The following is a 21,962-nucleotide window of genomic DNA, read 5'->3' as shown; positions in this document are numbered from 1 at the left end:
CGATGACCACCGACGCCGCCCTTCATTCCACCGCTCCGGTCAGCGACACCGAAACCGGCACCGACGACAAGGATTTCCCGCTGCGCGAGGACATCCGCCTGCTCGGCCGCCTGCTCGGCGACACGGTGCGCGAGCAGGAGGGCGACGGCGTCTACGGCGTCATCGAGAGCGTGCGCCAGGCGTCGGTCCGCTTCAACCGCGACGACGACGATTCCGCCCGCCGCGAGATGGCCGAGATCCTGAACGGCCTGCCGCGCGACACGATGATGTCGGTGGTGCGCGCCTTCTCCTACTTCCTGCACCTCGCCAACATCGCCGAGGACCAGCACCACATCCGGCGCACCCGCGACCACGCCATCGCCGGCTCGCCGGCGCGGGAGGGCACCCTGCCCTACGCGCTGGAGCGGCTGGAGGCCGCCGGCGTCGGGCCGGACCGGCTGGCCGGCATGCTGGAGATCGCCCAGGTCAGCCCGGTGCTGACCGCCCACCCGACCGAGGTCCAGCGCAAGAGCATCCTGGCGCTGGAGCACAAGGTGGCCTCCCTGCTGGACACGCGCGACCGCTCCCGCCTGACGCCGGAGGAGGCGGAGGCCAACATGGACGCGCTCCAGGAGGCCATTCTCACGCTGTGGCGCACCCGCATGCTGCGCCCGCAGCGCCTCGCCGTGATCGACGAGGTGAAGAACGGCATCTCCTACTACACCGACACCTTCTTCGCCGAGCTGCCGAAGCTGTTCTGCCGCTTCGAGGATCTGCTGGCCAAGCGCTTCCCCGACCGGGACTGGTCGCTGCCGCCTTATTTCCGCATCGGTTCCTGGATCGGCGGCGACCGCGACGGCAACCCCTTCGTCACCGCCCCGATCCTGCGCGAGGCGATGCGCCTGCAATCGACCGCCGCGCTCGACCACTATCTGACCGAGATCCACGAGCTGGGCGGCGAGCTGCCGCTGTCCGAGCTGCTGCTCGGCACCTCGCCGGAGCTGGAGGAACTGGCCAAGCGCTCCCCCGACCATTCGCCGCACCGCGCCGACGAGCCGTTCCGCCGCGCCCTGACCGGCATCTACGCCCGTCTGGCGGCCACCTTGCGCACGCTCGACCAGCATGAGGCGCTGCGCAACGCGGTCGGCAAGGGCGATCCCTACGCCACCAGCGCCGAGCTGCTGGCCGACCTGGAGGTGCTCGCCGCCTCGCTGAAGGCCCACGGGGCGGGGCGTCTGGCCGCCGGCCGGCTGCGCCGCCTGATCATCGCGGTGAAGACCTTCGGCTTCCATCTGGCGCCCATCGACCTGCGCCAGAACTCCGACGTGCACCAGCGCACGGTGGCGGAGCTGCTGGCCGTCGCCGGGCGCTGCGCCGATTACACCGCCCTGTCGGAGGACGAGCGCATCGCCCTGCTGGCCGAGGAAATCCAGAGCCCGCGCCCGCTCCATTCGCCCTACCACGCCTATTCGGAGGAGACGGCGGGCGAACTGGCGATCTTCTTCGCCGCCCGCCAGCTGCGCGAGACCTACGGCGCCGCCGCCCTGCCGAACAGCATCATCTCCAAGACGGACGGCGCGTCCGATCTGCTGGAGGTGGCGCTGCTCCTCAAGGAATCCGGCCTGCTGCGCCCGGGAGCGGGGGGCGCCCCGGCGCTCGGCCTCAACATCGTCCCGCTGTTCGAGACGATCGAGGATCTCCGGCAGGCCCCGGCGACGATGGAGCGGCTGTTCACCCTGCCCGCCTACCGCGCCCTGGTCACCTCGCGCGGGGACGAGCAGGAGGTGATGCTCGGCTATTCGGACAGCAACAAGGACGGCGGCTTCCTGACCTCCGGCTGGGAGCTGTACAAGGCGGAGATCGAGCTGGCCAAGCTGTTCGACCGGCACGGCGTGCGCATGCGGCTGTTCCACGGCCGCGGCGGCTCGGTCGGCCGCGGCGGCGGCCCCAGCTATCAGGCCATCCTGGCCCAGCCGACCGGCGCGGTGTCCGGCCAGATCCGCATCACCGAGCAGGGCGAGGTCATCGCCTCGAAGTACGGCCGCCCCGAGGTCGGGCAGCGCAACCTGGAGGTCCTGACCGCGGCGACTCTGGAAGCCACCCTGCTCGACCTGGAGAACCGCGTCGAGCCGGCGGAGTCCTTCTACGCGGCGATGGAACGGCTGTCGGAGCTGGCCTTCGGCGCCTACCGCGGGCTGGTCTACGAGACGCCGGGCTTCACCCAGTATTTCCGCACGGCCACGCCGATCTCGGAAATCGCCACGCTGAACATCGGCAGCCGCCCGGCCTCGCGCACCAAGTCGGACCGCATCGAGGATCTGCGCGCCATTCCCTGGGTCTTCTCCTGGGCGCAGTGCCGCCTGATGCTGCCGGGCTGGTACGGCTTCGGCAGCGCCGTGGAGGCCTGGCTGAAGGAGGAGCCGGACGGGCTCGCCCTGCTCCAGCGCATGAACCGCGCCTGGCCGTTCTTCAAGTCGCTGCTGTCCAACATGGACATGGTGCTGGCCAAGAGCGACCTCGCCATCGCCTCGCGCTACGCCGAACTGGTCGAGGACGTCGAGCTGCGCGAGCGCATCTTCGGCCGCATCCGCGAGGAGTGGCAGCGCACCCGCCGCCATCTGCTGGCCATCGCCGGCCATGACGAGCTGCTGGGCGAGAACCCGCTGCTGGCGCGGTCGATCCGCAACCGCTTCCCCTACATGGACCCGCTGAACCATGTGCAGGTCGAGCTTCTGCGGCGCCACCGCGCCGGCAGCAGCGACGAGCGGGTGCGGCGCGGCATCCTAATGTCGATCAACGGCGTTGCCGCTGGCCTGCGCAACAGCGGCTGAACCCGGGTGGCCGTGCCCCCGCATCCGTCCCGTCGCCTCGGCGGGCCGGACGCGGGGGCGGCGAAACCGTGGAGCGGCCCCGAAAACGGGTTGCCACCCCCGATTTCCCGCTTGCTTTCATATTAATATATTAGTATGCTTCTCTGGTGTTCAAGCGTTGCCGGCCGCCGCTGCGGCGGCCGGGCGATGCCCTGGACGTTTCCTCCCTAGACTCGAAGGCCATCGGGGACCACCCCGGTGGCCTTTTTTCTGCGCACGCTTTGGCTGTGGAGCCTGTTGTCCCGGTGAGGGAAAGGAGGTTCCCATGCATCCGTTTCCGCGCGACACCAGCCCGGACAGCACGCTGGCCCTGCTGTCGGAAGGCTACCGCTTCGTGATGAACCGCTGCGAGCGCCACGGCTCCGACGTCTTCGAAACGCGCCTCATGCTCCGCAAGGCCGTCTGCGTGATGGGGGAGGACGCGGCCCGCATGTTCTACGAGCCGGACCGCTTTACCCGGAAGGGCGCCATGCCCATCACCACCCTGATGCTTCTGCAGGACCGCGGAGCCGCCCAGACGCTGGACGGCGAGGCGCACCGCTGGCGCAAGCGGATGCTGATGGCGCTGATGGAGCCGGAGGCCATACGCCGCCTGTGCGGGGAGGTCGCCACGGAATGGCGCGCCGCCCTGCCGGGATGGGAGACGGCGGGGCGGGCCGTCCTTCTCGACGCCGTGCGGGCGATCCTCTGCCGGGCCGTCTGCCGCTGGGCCGGGGTGCCCCTGACGGAGGGGGAGGCCGGCCCCCGCACCGCGGAGTTCGCGGCGATGATCGACGGGGCCGGCGCGGTCGGCCCGCGCAACTGGCGCGGCCTGCTGCTGCGCACCCGCACCGAACGCTGGGCGCGCGGCCTGATCGAGGACGTCCGCGCCGGACGGCTGGCGCTGACGGAGGGCGACGCGCAAAGCCGTGCCCTGCACGTCATCGCGACCCACCGCGGTCCGGACGGGAATCTTCTGGACACGACGACGGCGGCGGTCGAGCTGATCAACATCCTCCGCCCGGTGGTGGCCATCGCCCACTATGTGGTCTTCGCCGCCCTGGCCCTGCACGAGCACCCTGAACAGCGGACAGCGCTCCAGGACGCCAGCCCGGAGGAGTTGGAGCGTTTCGTCCAGGAGGTCCGGCGCTTCTACCCCTTCTTCCCGCTGGTCGCCGGGCGCGTGCGCACGCCCTTCGACTGGCGCGGCCACCGCTTCGCGGAAGGGACCTGGGTGCTTCTGGATTTGTACGGCACCTGCCACGACCCGCGGATCTGGAGCGATCCCGAGCGGTTCCATCCCGAGCGCTTCCGCGGGCGGGAGCCCGGCGCCTTCACCCTCATCCCGCAAGGCGGCGGCGGCCACCTGCGCGGCCACCGCTGCGCCGGGGAGTGGATCACCATCGAGGTCGTGAAGACGACGGTGCGCCTGCTGACCCGCGAGATGCGCTACGGCGTGCCGGCCCAGGATCTGGCTCTCGACCTGTCGCGCATGCCCGCGATGCCCCGCAGCCGCTTCGTCATCACGGATGTCGCGCCGCGCCGCAAAGCCGACGCGGTGCTGGACCCGCCGGTCGCGTGGTCCCGACACGCACATTGACAATCCATACAATCGCGGGTCTTATGTCTGGAAGGGAGCCCCCCGCCTCCCTGCAAGGATCGCCATGCCGCCGCTTCCCGCCCCCCAAACCGCTTCCCAACCCATCGACTGGGCACCCTCGCTGGAGGACCGCAGCCGGCCCGTCTACATCGCCATCGCGGACGCCATCGCGGCGGACATCGGGACGGGGCGGCTGAGGCCCGGCGACCGGTTGCCGCCACAGCGGATCCTGGCCGACCGGCTGGGCATCGACTTCACCACCGTCAGCCGCGCCTATGGGGAGGCGCGCCACCGCGGGCTGGTCGACGCACGGGTCGGACAGGGAACCTTCGTGCGCAAGACGGGCCATGCCCTCCCACCCTTCGCCGCGGAGCCGCACACCACCGTTGCGACGGTGCCGCTGGCCGTCAGCATGGCGATGAACCAGCCGCCGCAGCCGGAGGAGTCCGCCGCCCTGACCGCCCGCATGAACCGCGGAATCGCCGCGGCCACCGCGGCTCTGGGGTTGCCGGACCTGCTGCGCTACCCGGACGGGGCCGACAGCCCGGACGACCGCGAGGCGGCGGTCCATTGGCTGCGCCACCGCCTGCCCGGCCTGACGGCGGAGCGGGTGCTGGTGGCGCCGGGCACCCAGGCCGCCCTGCTCGCCCTGCTCTCCGCCCTGGCCCGTCCCGGCGACACGGTCTGCGCGGAGGCGCTGACCTATCCCGGCTTCCGCGCCGCCGCCGCCCAGCTCGGGCTGCGCGTGGTCGGAGTCCCGATGGACGCGGACGGCATCGATCCCGACGCGCTGCGCGCCGCGCTCGCCGAGCACCGGCCCAAGGCGCTCTACTGCATCCCGACCTTCCACAACCCGACCACCGCGACCATGCCGGAGGAGCGACGGCGGGCGGTCGCCGCGGCGCTGCGCGACCACGCCGTTCCGATCATCGAGGACGACATCTACGGCCCGCTGCCGGAAACGGCGCCGCCACCGCTGGCCGCCTTCGCGCCGGAGCTGACCTACCACGTCGCCGGGCTTGCCAAATGCGTGTCCCCGGCGCTGCGCATCGCCTATGTGGCGGCGCCCGACGCCCGGCAGGCCCGCCGGGTGGCGGTGGCGCAACGGGCGACCACGCTGATCGCCGCCCCGCTGTCCGCCGCCATCGCCCGGCTGTGGATCGCCGATGGCACCGCCGAGGCCGTGCGCGACGCCATCCGGGCGGAGGCCATGGCCCGCCGGGCGCTCGCCGAATCGCTCCTGCCGGCGGAGCGGATCGTCACCAAGCGGGAGGCCTTCCATCTCTGGCTCACCCTGCCAGACGGTTGGACCGGCGGGGAGTTCACCGCCCATCTGCGCAGCCGGGGCATCTCCGCGGTGGCCGCGGAGGCGTTCGCCACCACCCCGGACGTGCCGGCGGCGCTGCGCTTCTGCCTGGGCGCCCCGCTGGACCGCGACGAGACCCGCCGCGCCCTGGAGATCCTGGCCGACGCCCTGGTCCTGCCCCCCGCCACCGCGGGCGTCATCATCTGAAGCCGGCAAAGCCTGCTTCAGAGTGTCGCATTGCTGGGATCGACCCGCGAAGAATCAGGATTTTCCATACACAGCCTCCATTGAATGCAGTCAATCGCGCTTGCGGAGTCGGCGATTGAAGGCATACAGTCGGCGCCACGCCGCAGACCACCGTTCGGGTGGTGCGGATGTTTGCGCAGAGGCACGCCATGCAGAATCTCGCCCGCTCGTCCAGCCCTCCCCCGCCGCCCTCCGCTCCGGCCCCGTCCACTTCGGGTTCCTCCGCCCCGGCCCCGTTCTACGCACCCCACCAGAAGATCTACCCGAAGGCGGCGCGCGGCCGGTTCCGCCGCATCAAGTCGGCGCTGATGGTGGGCCTGCTGGCGCTGTTCATGCTGCTGCCCTGGCTGCGCTGGGACCGCGGCGCGGGCCTGCCGAACCAGGCGATCCTGTTCGATCTGGACAGCCAGCGCTTCTACCTGTTCGCCCTCGAACTCTGGCCGCAGCACATCTACTACCTGACGGGCGCGATGATCCTGGCGGCGGTCGGCCTGTTCCTGGCGACCGCGCTCGCCGGACGCGTCTGGTGCGGCTACACCTGCCCGCAGACGGTGTGGACCGACCTGTACGTGAAGGTGGAGGAGTGGATCGAGGGCGACCGCGGCGCCCGCATCCGCCTGGACAAGGGGCCGCGCGACGCCGGATGGCTGGCCAAGAAGACGGCCAAGCACGCGGTCTGGCTGCTCATCGCCCTGGCGACCGGGGCCTCGGCCCTCTTCTACTTCGTGGACGCGCCGGGTTACGTCGCGGACCTGCTGCGTTTCCAGCCGGGGCCGGTGGCGACCGGCTGGATCCTGTTCATGACCGCCTGCACCTACGCCATGGCCGGCTTCATGCGGGAGCAGATGTGCGTCTATGTCTGCCCCTGGCCGCGCATCCAGGCTGCCCTGCTGGACGATGAAAGCCTCACCGTCACCTATCAGGACTGGCGCGGCGACGGCCGCGCGCCGCTGCGCAAGGAGCAGAGCTGGGCGGAGCGCTCGGCCGAAGGGTTCGGCGACTGCATTGACTGCAAGGCCTGCGTCCAGGTCTGCCCGACCGGCATCGACATCCGCGACGGCCTGCAGATGGACTGCATCAGCTGCGGCCTGTGCATCGACGCCTGCGACGACGTGATGAGCCGCATCGGGCGCCCCGGCGGGTTGATCCGCTACGACACCCAGGCCGCCCAGGAGGCCAAGGCGGTGGCCCGCAAGCCGGAGCCCTACCGGCTGGTCCGGCCGCGCACCATCATCTATTCGCTGGTGATGCTGGTGGTCGGCGGGATGATGACGCTCGGCGTGCTGCTGGAGCCGACGGTGGACGTCTCCGTCCTGCGCGACCGGGCGCCGCTCTACGTCACCCTGTCCGACGGCGCGATCCAGAACAGCTACACGGTCAAGATCTCCAACATGACCCGCGCCCCGCAGGGCTACCGCCTGACCGTCTCGGGTCCCCGCGGCGCCACCGTGACGGCGGTCGGCGGCGCTGCCGACGGCGCGGCACCGGTGCTGGGCGCCGAGCCCGACACCGTCCAGACCCACCGCGTCCATGTCCGCGCCCCGGCGGGCGCCGTGGTGGCCGGCTCCATGCCGCTGACCCTCACCTTGACCCGCCTGTCGGACGGGGTGGTCCATCAGGCCGAGACGGTGTTCCTGGCTCCGTGATGCGGTTCAGAGGGGACCGTCGCGATCGCGGTCGCGGCGGTCCCGGGGCGGCGCGTGGCCGATGATGGCGCTGAAGCCGAACAGCAGAAGCAGGACGCCCATCACGATCTCGATTCCGCAGATCAGCCGCACTGCCCCCGTCACCGGGTGGATGTCGCCGTAGCCGACCGTGGCGAAGGTCACCAGCGAGAAATACAGCCCCTCCGGAAAGGTCAGGTCGCGGCGCACGCCGTCGATGATGAAGTTCGGCTCCACCATGAAGCGGTCGAGGATGGTGTAGAAGGCGCCGAACATGATGATGCACAGCGAATAGAAGGTCAGGAAGGCGAAGGCCGGCAGCACCAGCCGGGCCGCCTGCTGGAAGAAGCCCTCGAACAGCAGCCCGGCGTCGAGCAGGAAGACGGCGATGTCGCGGGCGACGAGGGCGACGACGACTCCGATGGCGCTCATCGACAGCAGGAAGATCGCCGTCAGCGTCTCCGGCGACACCTCCCGCCCCGGCAGCAGGAAGGTCAGCGCGCCGATGCCCCAGACCGGGGCCATCCACAGAAAGATGCGGTCGAAATGCCCGCCGTCGCGCAGGCGCCGCGACATCACGATGCTGCGGATCGTGTCGGCCCGCCACCACGCGCCCCCCAGGAAGGCGATCAGCGGGATCGCGAAGGCCGCGGCCTGGATGTGCGACGGGATGCTGTGGAAGTTGCTTTCCAGGAAGAAGACGAAGACGCAGGCGTAGACGCCGATGAAGTTCGCCAGCGCCAGGCTGAAGAACTGGCTTCCCGGAAACAGATAGTGGAAGGCCCCGACGACGAGGCCGACCGACCCCAGCAGGGCGAAGGCCAGATCGCCCGACACCGAGCGGATGGACAGGGCGATCATCCCCTGCATCAGGGCGGTCAGCACCGCTCCGGTCAGCCAGGACCGGCGGGCGCGCGGCCGGGACGTATGGGCGGGACCGGCGGCCTTGCTGGAGCGGCGGTCGGGGAGGATCTGGTCCATGCGCGAACCGGTTGTCGGTGGTGCCCACCTTATAGCGCCATGGCCGGTTCCGATGGCAGGACTTTCAACCGCCCTCCCCCAACGGGCTCTGCTTTACGGCGGACCTACCAGCCGCCGGTGGACAGCCAGCGGTCCACCATGTCCAGCCGGTCCCAGCCCCAGAAGGGCTCGTCGTCAACGATGACGAAGGGGGAGCCGAAGACGCCGCGGTCCACCGCCGCGTCGTTCTCGGCGCGCAAACGGTCCTTGACGGTCTGGTCCTGGAGGGCCGCGGCCACCGCCGCCCGGTCGTGGCCGAGCGTGCCGGCGATTTCCACCACCGTCTCGGCGGGGCCGATGTCGCGCCCCTCCCCCCAGTGGGCGTGGTAGAGGGTGCGGGCCAGCAGCTTCGCCTGCTCGGGATGCTCGTCGGTCAGCCAGTAGAAGGCGCGCGACGCGGCGACGCTGTTGGCGGGGGCCGAGTCGGGGTAGGTGAAGGGCGCGTTGGTCAGCCGGGCGATCCGGCCCACGTCATGGACCAGATACTCGCCGCGCAACGGCTGCTGCAGGTTCGGCTTCATGCCCGTCACCTTGAAAATGGCGCCGAGCAGGATCGGGCGCCAGGTGACGGTGCGGCCATGCGCCGCAGCCAGCTCCTCGATGCGGCGGCTGGCGAAATAGCCGTAGGGCGAGGCGAAGTCGAAATAGAAATCGATGGGTTCGGCCATCCGCGCATCCTCCCGGTTCTGCTTTTCCGGAAAGGCTAGCGCGCTCCGAAGGTTCCGTCCAGCCGCCGACCGGCCGATACCCACACGACCCGCCGGAGGGTCAGACCGTCTTAACCTTGGCGTCGAAGACGTAGCCGGCGCCGCGCTCGGTCTTGATGATCCGCGGCTCCTTCGGATTCGCCTCGATCTTGCGGCGCAGCCGCAGGATCAGCACGTCGATGGAGCGGTCGAACACCTCCGCCCCGTCGGCGCGGGTCAGGTCCAGCAGCTGGTCCCGGGTCAGCACGCGCTGCGGGCGCTTCACGAAGGCGGCCAGCAGGCCGAACTCCGCCTTGGTCAGCTCCACCTCGCGCCCGTCCTGGCTTCGCAGGCGCTGGGCGGTCAGGTCCAGCTCCCAATTGGCGAACTGCACGACGGCGCGCAGATCGTCGGGGCTGCGCGGCGGACGCCCCTCGCCGGAGACGCGGCGCAGAACGGCCTTGATACGGGCCAGCAGCTCGCGCGGGTTGAACGGCTTGGTCAGATAGTCGTCGGCGCCCAGCTCCAGCCCGACGATGCGGTCCACGTCCTGGTCCTTCGACGACAGGATGATGACGGGGATGTGCGACTCGGTGCGGATCTGGCGGACCAGCCCCAGCCCGTCGCCGTCCGGAAGCCGCAGGTCGCAGACCACCAGATCGACAGGATCGCTCTCCAACGCCTTCTTCGCCGCGGCCGTGTCCGGTGCGGTGGTCACGCGGTAGCCTTCCGAAGCCAGATAGGACTCCAGAAGTTCGCGCACCGGCTCGTCATCATCGACCGCGAGAATATGCATGGCCGTTACCTCCCGCTCTCTTCATAGCTCACCGCCATGGGTGCACGCAATCGGTTACAAGCCCGTAACAGGCACTCGCCGCACGACCGACGGGTGAATCGGCTGAAACATCTTACCGTGCGATCGAAACGAAAAAGCCGGTTTCCTGAAATCACGCGGTCATCACGGGTTGGTTTATTCCTCTCAGCCGCGAGGCGGAAGACAAAAGCCCGCACCGAAGGGGAATTAAGATGCTCGTGCTCGACCAATGCCTCGAACGGATGGCCCATCTCGACCGCGCCGACCGCCTGCTGAACGAGGTGCGCGTCTACAACCACCGCCTGCCGATCCGCGAAGCGCTGGCCCAGCACCGCGCGCTTCTGAGCGAAGCCCGCCGCCACATCGAATCGGCGCGCACGCCGGTCGGAGAGCCGTGAGCCGGAAACGGGCGCCTTTCAGCAGCGCGCGGTGACCTCGATCTCGATCCGCGCGCGCGGGTCGGCCAGCGGGCAGACCATGGTCGTGCCGATGGGCGGGCGGTCGCGGAACTCCTCCGCCAGGATCGGCTGAATCCGGGGAAAGTCGGCGGAATCCGCCAGATAGACCCGCATCCGCACCACATCCGACAAATCCGCATCCGATCGCCGCAGGGTCCTGCGGATGTTGCGCAAGGTCTGGCGGGCCTGCTCCTCCACATCGACGGCCATCGTCCGGCGCTCCGCATCGACGCCGGAGGTTCCGGACACGAACACCCACCGCCGCTCCGCAGCCCCCGCTCCAATCGTCACCGGAGCCCGCGCGCCGACGTCCGGCCGCCCATCGGGCGCCCCATCGGCCAGACCCCCGGCTCCGCTCCTGCCATCGTCCATGGCGCTTCCATCCCTTATTGTTCGCGGCCTTTACAGTCAGCAAAGCCGTCTTGGCACCTTTATGTCACAGAGCGCCGAAGCCGCACAAAGCCTGACCGGCGGCGGTCCCGCGGCATGTCGGCGCGGTTTGTGCCTTTCCGCCTGCCCAATTCTTTCCCAAATCGAAGCGTAAGCCGGGCCAGGAAGCCGAGGCCCGCCTGTCAGGTCCAGTCGGCCGGGCCAAGAACGCCCAATCGTCCATAACGGGAGAAACCCGCATGTCCGGGATCACGAAAGCCGCCCTCTTCACCCTCGCCGTGCCGCTGCTGGCCGCGCCCGCCCTGGCGGCGGAGCAGCCGCCGGGAGCGCTGGCGCTGAAGCGGGTGCTGCTGTCCACCGGCGGCGTCGGCTATTTCGAGCATGAGGCGCGCGTCTCCGGCGACGCGGCGCTGACCCTGGAGGTGCGCCGCGACCAGGTGGACGACGTCCTGAAGAGCATCGTTGTCTACGACGACCGCGGCGGCATCGGCACGGTGGACCTGCCGGGCCAGGAACCGCTGGAGACCGCCTTCCGCGAGCTGCCCTTCACGCCGGAGGATCTCGCCTCCCCCACCGCCCTGCTGAACGCCATGAAGGGGGCGGAGGTGCAGACCAGCGGCTCCCGCGCGGTGTCGGGCCGGCTGCTCTCGGTGACGGAGGAATACACCCAGCTTCCCAACGGCGGCGGCACCGTCACCCGCAACCGCGTCAGCCTGATGACCGCGGAGGGCCTGCGCCAGCTCGTCCTGGAGGAGACCGATTCCCTGCGCTTCGCCGATCCGCGGGTGCAGGCGCAGCTCGACTCGGCGCTGGCCGCCGTCGCCGGTGCGGCGGGCAAGGAGCGGCGGCGCCTGACCATCCGCACCACCGCCCCGCAGGCGGACGCGGGCGCCGAGCGGACCGTGCGCGTCGCCTATGTGGTCGCCGCCCCGCTGTGGAAGGCGACCTACCGCCTGACCCTGCCCGAATCGGCGAAGGGCAGCGAGGGCGGCACCGGCGACCTGCAGGGCTGGGCCGTGCTGGAAAATCTCAGCGGCGACGATTGGAAGGGGGTTGAGCTGTCGGTGGCCTCCGGCAACCCGGTCACCTTCCGTCAGGCGCTCTACTCCGCCTATTTCGTGAACCGCCCGGAAGTGCCGGTGGAGGTTCTCGGCCGCGTCCTGCCGCCCCCCGACGAAGGGGCCGTGGCCGCCGACGTGATGGCAAAGGCGCAGGATTCGGCCGTCCGCTCGCGCGCCGCCACCGAGTCCGGCGCTCCCACCGCCATGGCCGCCCCGCCGCCGCCGGCCCCGGCACCGGCCATGAGCGCGCCCTTCGCCGGGGCAATGCCCCAGCGCGCGGCGGAGACCACCCCCGCCGAGAGCACGGAGGCGACGGCGCAGGTGCTGTTCCGCTACCCGCAGCCGGTGACCCTGGCCAACGGCGGCACGATGATGATGCCGATCACCGCCCGCGCCATCCCGGCGGAGCGGCTGTCGCTCTACCAGCCCAACACCCAGCCGCGCCACCCGCTGGCCGCGCTGCGCCTCAGCAACGGCGACTCGGGCGAGACCGGCCTGCCGCCGGGCGTGCTGACGCTCTATGAACGGCTGAACGGGGCCGCTGCCTATGTGGGCGACGCGCGGCTCGCCACCCTGCCGGCGGGTGAAAGCCGGATCCTCAGCTTCGCGGTGGATCAGGCGGTGACGGTGGATCGCTCCGAGCAGCCGAGCCGCACCCTGTCCCGCGCCACCCTGGCCGACGGGGTGCTGCAGCTGACCGTGACCGACCGCCAGACCACCACCTACCGGATCGCCGGCGCGGCGGGCGAGGACCGCACCGTCATCGTCGAGCACCCGCGGCGTTCCGGCTGGGAGCTGGTGCAGCCCACCGGCGGGGCCGCTCCCGACCTGACGGCCGACGCCTACCGCCTGCCTGTGGCGGTGCCCGCCGGCCAGACGGTGACCCTGTCGGTGGCGCTGGAGCGGCCGCGGATCGAACGCTTCGGCATCTCGGAGATGTCGCCGGAGCAGGTGCGGGCCTACGCCTCCTCCACCGAGCTGCCGGCCGCGGCGCGCGAGGCCCTGGGCAAGGTCGCGGCGCTGCGCGGCGCCGTCGCCGACAAGGAGCGCCGTGTCGCCGACCTGGAGCGCGAACAGGCGGAGATCGGCAAGGAGCAGGAGCGGCTGCGCCAGAACCTCGCCACGCTGCCGCGCGACAGCGACCTGTTCAAGCGGACCATCGCCAAGATGGGCGAGCAGGAAACCCGCCTGGACGGGCTGTCCCGCGAGCTGGCCACTGCCCGCAAGGAGGCCGACACCGCCCGCAACACGCTGCGCGATCAGGTGCGCGGCATGACCTTCTGAGCGGAGTCGGTCTCGGAACCGGCGGGGTGACGGACCCTCACCAGGGCAGCGGCGACACGCCGAACAGCATCCGGTGCAGGTGCAGCAGCCCGCCGTAAAGCAGCAGAGCCACCGCCGGGCGCCACCAGCCGATCTCCCGCCAGACGAGGCTCTGGCGCCCGGCCAGGATCGCCGCGAAGGGCAGGTTGGAGGTGCGGGCGGCGTAGCGGTCCCACTCCGCCCCCAGCCGCCGCGCCAGCTTCGCGTCGATCAGGACGCTGCCGCCCAGCGCCAGCAGGGCGAGCGTGCCGAACAGGATCAGCGAGGCGAGATCGCCGTTCGGCACCATGTGGGCGACCGCCCACAGCCCGACGCCCCAGAGGAACGGGTTCCGCGTCACCCGCAGGATGCCGCGGACCGGCTCCCGGTCTCCGGTCAGCAGCTTCTCCTGTCCGACCGAGGTCGGGTTCGGGGTGGTGAGCCCGGCGACGAGCAGGACCAGGGCGACCGGCACCAGCAGGACCGGCACCCAGGCCAGCCCGCCGGCGGGCGGCCACACGGGCACGGTGGGCGCCGCGTTGTAGGCCGCCACCAGCCACCAGAAGGCCAGCGCCGAGATCAGCGAATAGAGGCCGAGATAGGGCTTCTCGCCCAGCCGTCCGACCAGCGCCGCGCGCAGCGGCGTGCTGGAAATGCCGAAATGCGTCAGCAGCAGGAACAGCCCCGCGGCGGACAGATGGGCGATGGTGCCGGTCATGCGCGGTCTCCCGGTCGCGTCCTACAGGTCTCGTCAGGCGCCCTTTTCCAGCGTCGTGCCGCTGCAATAGGCCCAGTCGTCGCCGTGCAGGCCGAAGAACAGGGCCACCGGCTGCTTGCCGGAGCGGTCGATCACCACGCGGAAGCGGTTGCCGGTGCAGGCGCCCGCCGCCTGCTTCTGGTAGGGGAGCTTGACGCTCTTGGACGTCAGGCAGGAATCGGCGGCCTTGGGCGGGTTGGCGGTCGCGTCGATGCGCTTGCCGTTCAGCACCATGTAGTAGTTGGTGGCCTGCCCGCCCTTGACCTCGGCCTTCACCTCGATCTTGCCGAATCGGGACTTGTAGAGGCCGGCGTCGGTTTCGCCATCCGGCGCACCGGGGGCGATGGGGCGGAAGGACACGGCGCCGCAGGCCGGCGGCTCCTTCTTCTGGGCGAAGGCCGGCTGGGCCAGGGCGACGGTGGCGGCGCCCGCGATCAACGCGGCACCGAAAAGACGCGACAGCGGCATGCGAACCTCCTGGAGCGGATGAAAGGGGGTGGGACGGGTCAGGCGGGGCCTTGGCAGAACAGGGTTTGCTGCATGATGGCGCAGTCCTTCTCCACCCCGCCGTCGAGCATCGAGATCTCGACGCTGGTGACGGTCAGGGTGCGGCCCGGCTTCAACACGCGGGCGCGGGCGATCATCACCTCGCCCTTGGCCGGCGACATCAGATTGACCTTGAACTCCACCGCCAGGACCTCGCTGCCCGCCGGCATCAGCGTGTAGCCGGCGTAGCCACCGGCGTTGTCGGCCAGCGTGCTGACCATGCCCGCGTGGAAGAAGCCGTGCTGCTGCGTCAGGTCGGCGCGGAACGGCAGGCGCATCTCGCAGAAGCCGGGCTCCAGCCGCGTCAGCTCGATCCCCAGCGTCTTGCAGATCGGCTGGCGCTCGAAGCCGGCGCGGCAGCGCGCCTCCCAGTCCGGATCGCGCGGTTCGAAGGTCTTGGGCACGTCTCGGGTCTCTCTGATTGTGTTCGGGCGGCTCCTACCCTGCGCCAGCCTTACGTTCCGATCAAGCCGAGCTGCGGGCTCGACGCCTCCGCGAAGGCGCGTTTCGGCATGCGCCCGGCCAGACGGGCCGACCGCCCCGCCGCCACCGCGTCGCGCATCGCCGCCGCCATGCGCACCGGATCGCGCGCCTTCGACACCGCGGTGTTCAGCAGGACGGCGGCGCAGCCCAGTTCCATCGCCAGGGCGGCGTCCGACGCCGTGCCGATCCCGGCGTCCAGCACCACCGGCACCGGGCTGCGCGCGCAGATCGTCTCGATGGCGTGCGGGTTGCGGATGCCCAGGCCGGAGCCGATGAAGGCGCCCAGCGGCATCACCGCCGCCGCGCCCAGGTCGGCGAGCTTGCGGCAGGTCACCGGATCGTCGTTGCAGTAGGGCAGAACGGTGAAGCCGTCGGCCACCAGCTCCTCCGTCGCGCGCAGCAGTTCCTCGACGTCGGGATAGAGCAGCTCGCGGTCGCCGATGACCTCCAGCTTGATCCAGTCCACGCCCAGCGCCTCGCGGGCGAGCTGCGCGGTCAGCACCGCCTCCTTGGCGGTCAGGCAGCCGGCGGTGTTGGGCAGAAGCCCGGCGCGGTCGCCGATGACGTCGACGAGGCTTTCCGAATAGCCGTCCAGGCTGATGCGGCGGATGGCGAGGGTGACCAGCTCGCTGCCGCTGGCCTCAAGCGCGTCGAGCATGACCTGCTGGTTCGGGTAGCCGGCGGTGCCGAGAAACAGGCGCGAGCGGAACTCACGGCCCGCTATGGTGAGCGTGTCGTTCATGGGTGTTTCCTTGATGATTGATATGCCCTCTCCCGCCCCGGGAGAGGGAAGGGACCCACGCGAAGCGTGGGAAGGGTGAGGGTACCGCCGAGTATCAGCGCCTTGATCCTTGCACGACCCTCACCCGCCCGCTGCGCGGGCACCCTCTCCCGGGACGGGAGAGGGATTGGGCGCCGCCTGTGGGAATAACGATCAAGAGGCGCAGCGGGCGAGAAGGTCAGCCGCCTTGGACGGGACGGATGATCTCCAGGGCGTCGCCCGCGGACAGGGGAGTCTCCTCCCAGCGGCGGGACGGCAGGACAGCGCCGTTCAGGGCGACGGCGACCCCGCGCGTGCCCGCGGCGATTCCCCGCGCGGCCAGCAGGGCGGCGACGGTGGGGGCGGCGAGGTCCTCCTCCCGCCCGTTCACGCGGATGCGCGCGCTCATGCCGCGGCTCCCTTGGGCTGGGCGAAGCGGTCGAGCGCGAAGGGGCGGATCACCGGATCGGCCTCCCCGGTCAGGATCAGCCGCGCGATCGACTCCGCGGTGACCGGGGTCAGCAGGATGCCGTTGCGGTGGTGACCGGTGGCGTAGACCAGCCCCTCCACCTCCGAGAGGCCGAGGATCGGGGCGTCGTCGCGGGTGCCGGGGCGGAAGCCGGCCCAGCTTTCCTCGATGGGCAGTTCGGCGATGCCCGGCAGGGCGCGCCACGCCCCCTCCAGCAGGGCAAACTGGCCCCCGGCGGTCAGCCGGTCGTCGAAGCCGCGTTCCTCCGTCGTGGCACCGACCAGCAGCCGCCCATCCAGCCGCGGGATCAGGTAGGTGCCCGGCGTCCACACCACATGACGCAGCAGCGGCAGCCGGGCGTCCATGCGCAGGCAGAGCATCTGCCCCTTCACCGGGCGCACCGGCGGACGAACCGCCGGGGGCATTCCGTCGATCCAGCCCGACCACGCCCCGGCCGCAAGCACCACCCGGTCGGCTTCGAAAAGCCGGTCCCCGACCTGGACGCCGACGGCGCGGCCGCCGCGGATCTCGATGCGGCTGACCTCGGCGTGCTCGTGCACCACGGCGCCGGCCCGCAGGGCGGCGGCGTGCAGGGCGGCGGCGACCTTGCGGTTGTCCACCTGATGATCGCCGGCGCAGAACAGCGCCCCGGCCACGCCGGGCTGGAGATAGGGCTCGCGCCGCCGCACCTCCGCTCCGCTCAGCCATTCCACGGGCAAGCCGAGCTTGGTCTGGAAATCATGCAGGAAGCGCACCTTCGCCGCGTCGTCGGCGTTCAGCGCGATGACCATGGTGCCTTCGGTGCGCAGGTCCGCCGCCATGCCGGAGGCGGCCTCCAGCTCCGCCGCGAAGGCGGGCCACAGATCCTGCGAGGCGCGGGTCAGCGGCAGAAGGCTCTCTTCGCCGGGCTCGGTCTCCACGCAGGCGGCGAGCATGCCGCCCGCGGCGTGGCTGGCGCCCCGGCCGGCCGCGCCGCGGTCGAAGACCTCGACCCGGCAACCGGCGACGGCCAGCTTCCAGGCGATGGACAGGCCGATCACCCCGGCGCCGATGACGGCGACGGTGGGCTTGGCACAATCGGAACGTGCGGAATGGGAATGAAATGAGGGCGCGGATACCATGCGGCGGCTCCCTTCGCTGGCATTATCCAGACAGGTTCGATGGGTGTGATCTCAGCCGCGCGGGCTCATCCCGCACGGCACCCCAGCCAATGCCCGGATCATCCGGAAGAGAGCCGCCTTTGGCAAGCCCCTTTTCGTTGGTCACAGCAACAAAAGCGACGCCAGCCCCAGGAAGGACAAAAACCCGATGACGTCGGTCATGGTGGTCAGGAAGACCGAACTGGCCACCGCCGGATCGACGCCCATCCGATCCAGCCCGATGGGAATCAGCACCCCGCACAGCCCGGCGACGAACAGGTTGATGACCATGGCGCAGCCGATCACGAGGCCGATCATCGGCTCGAACCAGGTCGCGGCGATGGCCCCCACCAGCGTGGCGAAGACGGCGCCGTTGAGCAGCCCGACCAGGACCTCCTTCCCCACCACGCGGGGCGCGTTGGAGGACGACAGCTCGCGCGTCGCCAGGGCGCGCACCGCCACGGTCAGCGTCTGGGTCCCGGCGTTGCCGCCCATCGAGGCGGTGATCGGCATCAGCACGGCCAGCGCCACGATCTGCTCGATGGTCGCCTCGAACAGCGAGATGACGCCCGCCGCCGCGAAGGCCGTGAACAGGTTCAGCCCCAGCCAGGAAATGCGCGAGCGCGAGGTTTCCAGCACCGAGCGGTAGATCGAGGTATCGCCGACGCCGCCCAGCTTGCCGATGTCGTCCTCGGCCTCCTCGTCGATGATGTGGACCACGTCGTCGACGGTGATGACGCCGATCAGCCGCCCGCCGGCATCCACCACCGGGGCGGAGACCAGGGCGTATTGGCGGAACAGGTTCGCCACCTCCTCCTGGTCCATGGTGGCGGGAATGGTGTCCACCTCCCCCGTCACCAGATCGGCGATGCGGACCGACCGCTTCTGGCGCAGCAGACGCGACAGCGGCACCGCCCCGACCACCCGGTGCATCGGGTCGACGACGAAGATGTCGTAGAAATCCTCCGGCAGCTCGTCGTTGGCGGCGCGGACATAATCGATGGTCTTTCCGACCGTCCAGAACTGCGGCACCGCCACCAGATCGCGCTGCATCAGGCGGCCGGCGGTGTATTCGTCGTAGGTCAGGTTCTCCTGGACCAGCGCGCGGTCGGCGGCCGGCAGATTCTCCAGAACCTCGCGCCGGGTCTCCTCGTCCAGGTCCTCGATGACGTCGACGGCGTCGTCGGTGTCCAGTTCCGCGACGGCGGCGGCCAGCTCCTTCGGCTCGAACAGCTCGACGATCTCTTCGCGCAGATCGTGGTTGAGGTAGCTCAGCACCTCGCCGTCGAAGTCGGGACGCAGGACGCCGATCAGCGCCTCGCGGTCGTCGTGGCCGAGCTGCTCGATCAGATCGGCGATGTCGGCGGGATGAAGCCTGTCCAGCTCGGCCCGCAGCTCGTCGCGCCGGCCGGCGTGCAGCCGTTCGACGACCTCCTCGACGAATTCCGGCTCCACACCATAGGCGCGCTCCTCCTCGCCGTCCTCGCGGGGCGGGTCGGGGCGTTCGGCCGGGTGCGGCACATCGTCCTGGATACGATCCGGTTCCTGGCGGTCGGTGTGCATGGCGGCACCCTCCCTTCACGATGGCAATGCGGCGTGACGGCATGGTCCTGCGATCGGCCGACCATGGCGCACCGGCGTTTGCGGGTTGGTGGGGAGCCCTCGCGGATTCCCGCCGGGGCGACCACCGAATATAGGTGTGCCGCCCTTTTGTCCAGCCCGGCAGACTGGCTCGGGACCTCCGGCCGCTCGCGCAATTGCTTGCGTGGGCTTCACAATTCGTGCACCCATAATGCGCGCGGGGCTTTTGACCTCGCGCAGCCCGAGAAGAACCGACACCACCGGCCAGCGGATGTGACGATGGAGTACGCCTACACCGACGTCGACGGTCAGGAGGGGATCATGCTGTCGGGGCGCTTCACCTACGACGACAGCCGCAAGTTCCACGACCTGCTGGCGGACTGGGACATCGGCGCGCGGCCCGACGTGCGGCTGGACCTGCGCTATCTGACCTTCCTCGACTCCGCGGCGATCGGCATGCTGTTCGTCCTCGCCAACCGCTGCCGCGACGCGAAGGGGCTGGTGACGGTGCACAACGCGCAACCCTACATCGTGCAGACGATGCGGCGCGTGGCGCTCGACCAGTATGTGGAGTTCCGCTGAGGAGGGACCGGGCTGCTTGCCTTGGCCCTAAAACGAAAAAGCCCGCTGTGGTCCGATGGACCGGCGGGCTTTTCGTTTGTTTGCCTGATCCCCCGGTTCAGGGGGGATGGTGCGGTCGAGAAGACTCGAACTTCCACGGCATCTCTGCCACAGCGACCTCAACGCTGCGCGTCTACCAATTCCGCCACGACCGCACAAGGCTGGTAGAACCGACGATGGGGTTGCTCCCGTCATCGGGTGGAGCGGGGGAATAGCAGATCCCCGACAGCCGATCAAGCGGCGTCTCGCGTTTTCTGCAAAGAAAGTTCATAACGTCGGCATGACCGACCTCACCGCCCCCGTTCCGCCCGCCCCCGACGCCATCGGCGATGCCGTTCCCGCCGCCGCTCCCGCCCCGGCCAGGGCGGTGGAATGGCGCATCAGCGACACGCCCGTCCCCTACCCCGACGCGCTGGCCGAGATGGAGGCGCGCGTCGAGGCCATCCGCGCCGGCACCGCGCCGGAACTGGTCTGGCTGCTGGAGCATCCGCCCCTCTACACCGCCGGCACCAGCGCGCGGGAGGAGGATCTGCTGGAGCCGGGCCGCTTCCCCGTCTATCAGGCCGGGCGCGGCGGGCAATTCACCTACCACGGGCCGGGCCAGCGCGTGGCCTATGTGATGCTGGACCTCAAGACCCGCGGCGCCGACATCCGCGCTTTCGTCCAGGATCTGGAGGAGTGGCTGATCCGCACGCTGGCCGCCTTCAACATCCGCGGCGAACGGCGGGAGGGCCGCGTCGGCATCTGGGTGGACAAGGGACCCTATGGCGGCACCCCCGGCCAGGAGGACAAGATCGCCGCGATCGGCGTGCGGGTGCGCCGCTGGGTCAGCTTCCACGGCGTCGCGCTGAACGTCGAGCCGGACCTGTCCCACTTCGCCGGCATCGTCCCCTGCGGCATCAGCGAGCATGGGGTGACCTCCATCGTGGCGCTCGGCCATCTCGTCACCATGGAGGATGTGGACGCCGCGCTGATCGCCAGCTTCGCGGAGGTCTTCGGCGGCGGGCCGGACGGGGAATGACGGCTACCGCTTCGGTCCCCCGGCGGGCTGCCCGTCGTTGAGGACGCGCAGATCCTCGTTGGTGATCGACACGATGGTGCAGCCGGTGCTGTCGCCGTTGCGGAACAGATAGATCAGCTTGCGGTTCGCCTGCTTCTTCGGGTCGTGCAGGTTCAGGCCATGGCCGAAGGCGACCCCCAGGACCTCGCCCTTGAAGATGGCGCGGTAGCGCATGGGCATCTGCTCCCGGAACTGGCGGGCGGCGCAGGACTTGCTCAGTTCCTTCTCGAAGGTGCCGGCGTGCCGCCAGTCCTGGGTGGAGCGGATCGTCACCCATTGCGGCGGCAAGGGGTACTGGACCACCGGTGGCGCCAGCGGCAGGTCGTAGCCGCCGGGCGGCACCGGCGGCATGTGCCCCGGCTCCGTCCGGTCGAGCGGTCCCTTGGCCCAGGCGGCTCCGGTCGTCAGCAAGCCGAGCGACAGAAGCGTGCCGCGCAGGAGCCGGAGCGCTGATTTTGGCCTTTTGCCGCCCATCCCGACCCGAGTGCCCCCTCCCTAACCCTCCCCCGCTTCGCAGGGGAGGGGACCATCCTCCCTCCCCTGCGCAGCGGGGGAGGGCCGGGGTGGGGGCAAGGCGATCCGCCCCTCATCCACACCGGTCAGCCTAGCCCCCGCATGGCTAACAGAACGCTAACCATCACGCCCGGCCATCCCACCCGCGTCACTGCGTCGGACGCTGCTCGAAGACGCCCGGGCCGGGGTCGCGGACCGGCTCCACGGCGATGTCGCTGACAATGGCGGCGGAGGGGCCGCGGCGGCAGGCCTCCAGCATCCGGTCCACGGCGTCCGCCGGGCCGGCGAACAGCGCCTCCACCGTGCCGTCGCCGCGGTTGCGCACCCAGCCGGCCAGCCCCAGCCGGTTCGCAGCGTCCACGGTCCAGCCGCGGTACCACACGCCCTGCACCTTGCCATGAATGCGGGCCAGCACGGCCTTGCGGTCTTCCTTTTCCGCCATTCCCATCCCCGGTGTCGTTTCCCATGAGGCGAAGGACAATAGGACAGGCGCCGGCTCCGGAAAACCCGGCTCCCTCCCCTCCCCCAATGAACAGTGCCCCCAACCATTCGTCGGCGTATCATCCCTGCATGGCGGGGCGCGGGACCTCCTGTGACCGCCGGGCCGCGACAGCGAAGGCCGCGACCGGGCACGGGCGGGCTCGCACCCCCTGAACGA

General features: G+C 70.4%; 21 protein-coding genes, 1 tRNA gene and 1 riboswitch. Of the genes, 8 read left to right on the top strand and 14 right to left on the bottom strand.

Annotation, left to right across the window (positions count from 1 at the left end):
- Positions 1-2: 2 nt before the first annotated feature.
- The 4 genes from ppc (at position 3) to ccoG (ending at position 7,626) form a co-directional block, all read left to right on the top strand.
- Positions 3-2,810, top strand: coding sequence for a phosphoenolpyruvate carboxylase (ppc, locus tag ABVN73_RS25590; RefSeq protein WP_353861885.1), 2,808 nt, complete (start codon positions 3-5; stop codon positions 2,808-2,810).
- A gap of 304 nt (positions 2,811-3,114) precedes the next feature.
- Positions 3,115-4,428, top strand: a complete 1,314-nt coding sequence (locus tag ABVN73_RS25585; protein ID WP_353861884.1) for a cytochrome P450 — start codon at positions 3,115-3,117, stop codon at positions 4,426-4,428.
- A 64-nt stretch (positions 4,429-4,492) separates the two neighbouring features.
- Complete coding sequence (locus ABVN73_RS25580) at positions 4,493-5,941, top strand: PLP-dependent aminotransferase family protein (RefSeq protein WP_353861883.1); 1,449 nt, start codon at positions 4,493-4,495, stop codon at positions 5,939-5,941.
- Between the two features lie 188 nt (positions 5,942-6,129).
- Complete coding sequence (ccoG, locus tag ABVN73_RS25575) at positions 6,130-7,626, top strand: cytochrome c oxidase accessory protein CcoG (RefSeq protein ID WP_353861882.1); 1,497 nt, start codon at positions 6,130-6,132, stop codon at positions 7,624-7,626.
- A 6-nt stretch (positions 7,627-7,632) separates the two neighbouring features.
- On the opposite strand, the gene ABVN73_RS25570 is transcribed toward ccoG, so the two are convergent.
- The 3 genes from ABVN73_RS25570 to ABVN73_RS25560 form a co-directional block, all read right to left on the bottom strand.
- The gene (locus ABVN73_RS25570; RefSeq protein WP_353861881.1) at positions 7,633-8,625 is read right to left on the bottom strand and encodes an ion channel; all 993 of its coding nucleotides are present in this window, start codon (positions 8,623-8,625) and stop codon (positions 7,633-7,635) included.
- A 104-nt stretch (positions 8,626-8,729) separates the two neighbouring features.
- A complete protein-coding gene (locus ABVN73_RS25565) occupies positions 8,730-9,332 on the bottom strand; it encodes a 2-hydroxychromene-2-carboxylate isomerase (RefSeq protein WP_353861880.1) in 603 nt (200 codons plus the stop codon).
- 100 nt (positions 9,333-9,432) lie between these two features.
- Positions 9,433-10,146 carry a response regulator transcription factor gene (locus ABVN73_RS25560; RefSeq protein WP_094304167.1) on the bottom strand — a complete coding sequence of 238 codons (714 nt, stop codon included), beginning with the start codon at positions 10,144-10,146 and terminating at the stop codon, positions 9,433-9,435.
- Between the two features lie 230 nt (positions 10,147-10,376).
- Between ABVN73_RS25560 and ABVN73_RS25555 the strand changes: the two genes are divergently transcribed.
- Complete coding sequence (locus ABVN73_RS25555) at positions 10,377-10,562, top strand: hypothetical protein (protein WP_353861879.1); 186 nt, start codon at positions 10,377-10,379, stop codon at positions 10,560-10,562.
- 18 nt (positions 10,563-10,580) lie between these two features.
- Here ABVN73_RS25555 and ABVN73_RS25550 read toward each other — a convergent pair whose 3' ends face one another.
- Complete coding sequence (locus ABVN73_RS25550) at positions 10,581-10,994, bottom strand: Rid family hydrolase (RefSeq protein ID WP_353861878.1); 414 nt, start codon at positions 10,992-10,994, stop codon at positions 10,581-10,583.
- A 257-nt stretch (positions 10,995-11,251) separates the two neighbouring features.
- On the opposite strand from ABVN73_RS25550, the gene ABVN73_RS25545 reads away from it, so the two are divergent.
- Positions 11,252-13,357, top strand: a complete 2,106-nt coding sequence (locus ABVN73_RS25545; RefSeq protein WP_353861877.1) for a hypothetical protein — start codon at positions 11,252-11,254, stop codon at positions 13,355-13,357.
- 37 nt (positions 13,358-13,394) lie between these two features.
- On the opposite strand, the gene ABVN73_RS25540 is transcribed toward ABVN73_RS25545, so the two are convergent.
- From ABVN73_RS25540 to mgtE, 7 genes are all read right to left on the bottom strand, one after another.
- Positions 13,395-14,093 carry an NnrU family protein gene (locus tag ABVN73_RS25540; RefSeq protein WP_353861876.1) on the bottom strand — a complete coding sequence of 233 codons (699 nt, stop codon included), beginning with the start codon at positions 14,091-14,093 and terminating at the stop codon, positions 13,395-13,397.
- 33 nt (positions 14,094-14,126) lie between these two features.
- Positions 14,127-14,600 carry a hypothetical protein gene (locus ABVN73_RS25535; RefSeq protein ID WP_353861875.1) on the bottom strand — a complete coding sequence of 158 codons (474 nt, stop codon included), beginning with the start codon at positions 14,598-14,600 and terminating at the stop codon, positions 14,127-14,129.
- 38 nt (positions 14,601-14,638) lie between these two features.
- Positions 14,639-15,082 carry a PaaI family thioesterase gene (locus ABVN73_RS25530; RefSeq protein ID WP_353861874.1) on the bottom strand — a complete coding sequence of 148 codons (444 nt, stop codon included), beginning with the start codon at positions 15,080-15,082 and terminating at the stop codon, positions 14,639-14,641.
- 50 nt (positions 15,083-15,132) lie between these two features.
- Positions 15,133-15,903 (bottom strand): thiazole synthase, encoded by a 771-nt coding sequence (locus ABVN73_RS25525; protein ID WP_109072310.1) that lies wholly within the window; start codon positions 15,901-15,903, stop codon positions 15,133-15,135.
- Between the two features lie 217 nt (positions 15,904-16,120).
- The gene (gene thiS, locus ABVN73_RS25520; protein ID WP_353861873.1) at positions 16,121-16,330 is read right to left on the bottom strand and encodes a sulfur carrier protein ThiS; all 210 of its coding nucleotides are present in this window, start codon (positions 16,328-16,330) and stop codon (positions 16,121-16,123) included.
- On the bottom strand, positions 16,327-17,511 hold the full coding sequence (gene thiO / locus ABVN73_RS25515) for a glycine oxidase ThiO (protein WP_353861872.1): 1,185 nt from the start codon (positions 17,509-17,511) through the stop codon (positions 16,327-16,329). Before thiO ends, thiS begins: the two co-directional genes overlap by 4 nt.
- Positions 17,503-17,606: riboswitch (TPP riboswitch) on the bottom strand. (Overlaps the previous gene by 9 nt.)
- A 46-nt stretch (positions 17,607-17,652) precedes the next feature.
- Entirely contained in the window at positions 17,653-19,092 is a 1,440-nt protein-coding gene (gene mgtE / locus ABVN73_RS25510) for a magnesium transporter (RefSeq protein WP_353861871.1), read from the bottom strand.
- 297 nt (positions 19,093-19,389) lie between these two features.
- Here mgtE and ABVN73_RS25505 point away from each other — a divergent pair, with 297 nt between their 5' ends.
- Positions 19,390-19,692, top strand: a complete 303-nt coding sequence (locus ABVN73_RS25505; RefSeq protein ID WP_353861870.1) for an STAS domain-containing protein — start codon at positions 19,390-19,392, stop codon at positions 19,690-19,692.
- A 107-nt stretch (positions 19,693-19,799) separates the two neighbouring features.
- Here the strand turns inward: ABVN73_RS25505 and ABVN73_RS25500 are convergent.
- Positions 19,800-19,886 (bottom strand) — tRNA-Leu (locus ABVN73_RS25500).
- Positions 19,887-20,011: 125 nt separating this feature from the next.
- On the opposite strand from ABVN73_RS25500, the gene lipB reads away from it, so the two are divergent.
- Positions 20,012-20,752 (top strand): lipoyl(octanoyl) transferase LipB, encoded by a 741-nt coding sequence (lipB, locus tag ABVN73_RS25495; protein WP_353861869.1) that lies wholly within the window; start codon positions 20,012-20,014, stop codon positions 20,750-20,752.
- Positions 20,753-20,755: 3 nt separating this feature from the next.
- Here the strand turns inward: lipB and ABVN73_RS25490 are convergent, their stop codons facing one another.
- Both ABVN73_RS25490 and ABVN73_RS25485 read right to left on the bottom strand, forming a co-directional pair.
- The gene (locus tag ABVN73_RS25490) at positions 20,756-21,202 is read right to left on the bottom strand and encodes a hypothetical protein (RefSeq protein ID WP_353861868.1); all 447 of its coding nucleotides are present in this window, start codon (positions 21,200-21,202) and stop codon (positions 20,756-20,758) included.
- Between the two features lie 250 nt (positions 21,203-21,452).
- Entirely contained in the window at positions 21,453-21,746 is a 294-nt protein-coding gene (locus ABVN73_RS25485; RefSeq protein WP_353861867.1) for an acylphosphatase, read from the bottom strand.
- Positions 21,747-21,962 lie beyond the last annotated feature (216 nt).

The organism is Azospirillum formosense, from assembly GCF_040500525.1.
GTDB lineage: Bacteria > Pseudomonadota > Alphaproteobacteria > Azospirillales > Azospirillaceae > Azospirillum > Azospirillum formosense_A.
This window is presented reverse-complemented; position numbering and strand designations above follow the sequence as displayed.

What these genes read in the sequence shown, in the direction of transcription:
- ppc (WP_353861885.1), top strand. Translation starts at nt 3, where the DNA reads ATGACCACCGACGCCGCCCTTCATTCCACCGCTCCGGTCAGCGACACC.
- ABVN73_RS25585 (WP_353861884.1), top strand. Translation starts at nt 3,115, where the DNA reads ATGCATCCGTTTCCGCGCGACACCAGCCCGGACAGCACGCTGGCCCTG.
- ABVN73_RS25580 (WP_353861883.1), top strand. Translation starts at nt 4,493, where the DNA reads ATGCCGCCGCTTCCCGCCCCCCAAACCGCTTCCCAACCCATCGACTGG.
- ccoG (WP_353861882.1), top strand. Translation starts at nt 6,130, where the DNA reads ATGCAGAATCTCGCCCGCTCGTCCAGCCCTCCCCCGCCGCCCTCCGCT.
- ABVN73_RS25570 (WP_353861881.1), bottom strand. Translation starts at nt 8,625, where the DNA reads ATGGACCAGATCCTCCCCGACCGCCGCTCCAGCAAGGCCGCCGGTCCC.
- ABVN73_RS25565 (WP_353861880.1), bottom strand. Translation starts at nt 9,332, where the DNA reads ATGGCCGAACCCATCGATTTCTATTTCGACTTCGCCTCGCCCTACGGC.
- ABVN73_RS25560 (WP_094304167.1), bottom strand. Translation starts at nt 10,146, where the DNA reads ATGCATATTCTCGCGGTCGATGATGACGAGCCGGTGCGCGAACTTCTG.
- ABVN73_RS25555 (WP_353861879.1), top strand. Translation starts at nt 10,377, where the DNA reads ATGCTCGTGCTCGACCAATGCCTCGAACGGATGGCCCATCTCGACCGC.
- ABVN73_RS25550 (WP_353861878.1), bottom strand. Translation starts at nt 10,994, where the DNA reads ATGGACGATGGCAGGAGCGGAGCCGGGGGTCTGGCCGATGGGGCGCCC.
- ABVN73_RS25545 (WP_353861877.1), top strand. Translation starts at nt 11,252, where the DNA reads ATGTCCGGGATCACGAAAGCCGCCCTCTTCACCCTCGCCGTGCCGCTG.
- ABVN73_RS25540 (WP_353861876.1), bottom strand. Translation starts at nt 14,093, where the DNA reads ATGACCGGCACCATCGCCCATCTGTCCGCCGCGGGGCTGTTCCTGCTG.
- ABVN73_RS25535 (WP_353861875.1), bottom strand. Translation starts at nt 14,600, where the DNA reads ATGCCGCTGTCGCGTCTTTTCGGTGCCGCGTTGATCGCGGGCGCCGCC.
- ABVN73_RS25525 (WP_109072310.1), bottom strand. Translation starts at nt 15,903, where the DNA reads ATGAACGACACGCTCACCATAGCGGGCCGTGAGTTCCGCTCGCGCCTG.
- thiS (WP_353861873.1), bottom strand. Translation starts at nt 16,330, where the DNA reads ATGAGCGCGCGCATCCGCGTGAACGGGCGGGAGGAGGACCTCGCCGCC.
- thiO (WP_353861872.1), bottom strand. Translation starts at nt 17,511, where the DNA reads ATGGTATCCGCGCCCTCATTTCATTCCCATTCCGCACGTTCCGATTGT.
- mgtE (WP_353861871.1), bottom strand. Translation starts at nt 19,092, where the DNA reads ATGCACACCGACCGCCAGGAACCGGATCGTATCCAGGACGATGTGCCG.
- ABVN73_RS25505 (WP_353861870.1), top strand. Translation starts at nt 19,390, where the DNA reads ATGGAGTACGCCTACACCGACGTCGACGGTCAGGAGGGGATCATGCTG.
- lipB (WP_353861869.1), top strand. Translation starts at nt 20,012, where the DNA reads ATGACCGACCTCACCGCCCCCGTTCCGCCCGCCCCCGACGCCATCGGC.
- ABVN73_RS25485 (WP_353861867.1), bottom strand. Translation starts at nt 21,746, where the DNA reads ATGGCGGAAAAGGAAGACCGCAAGGCCGTGCTGGCCCGCATTCATGGC.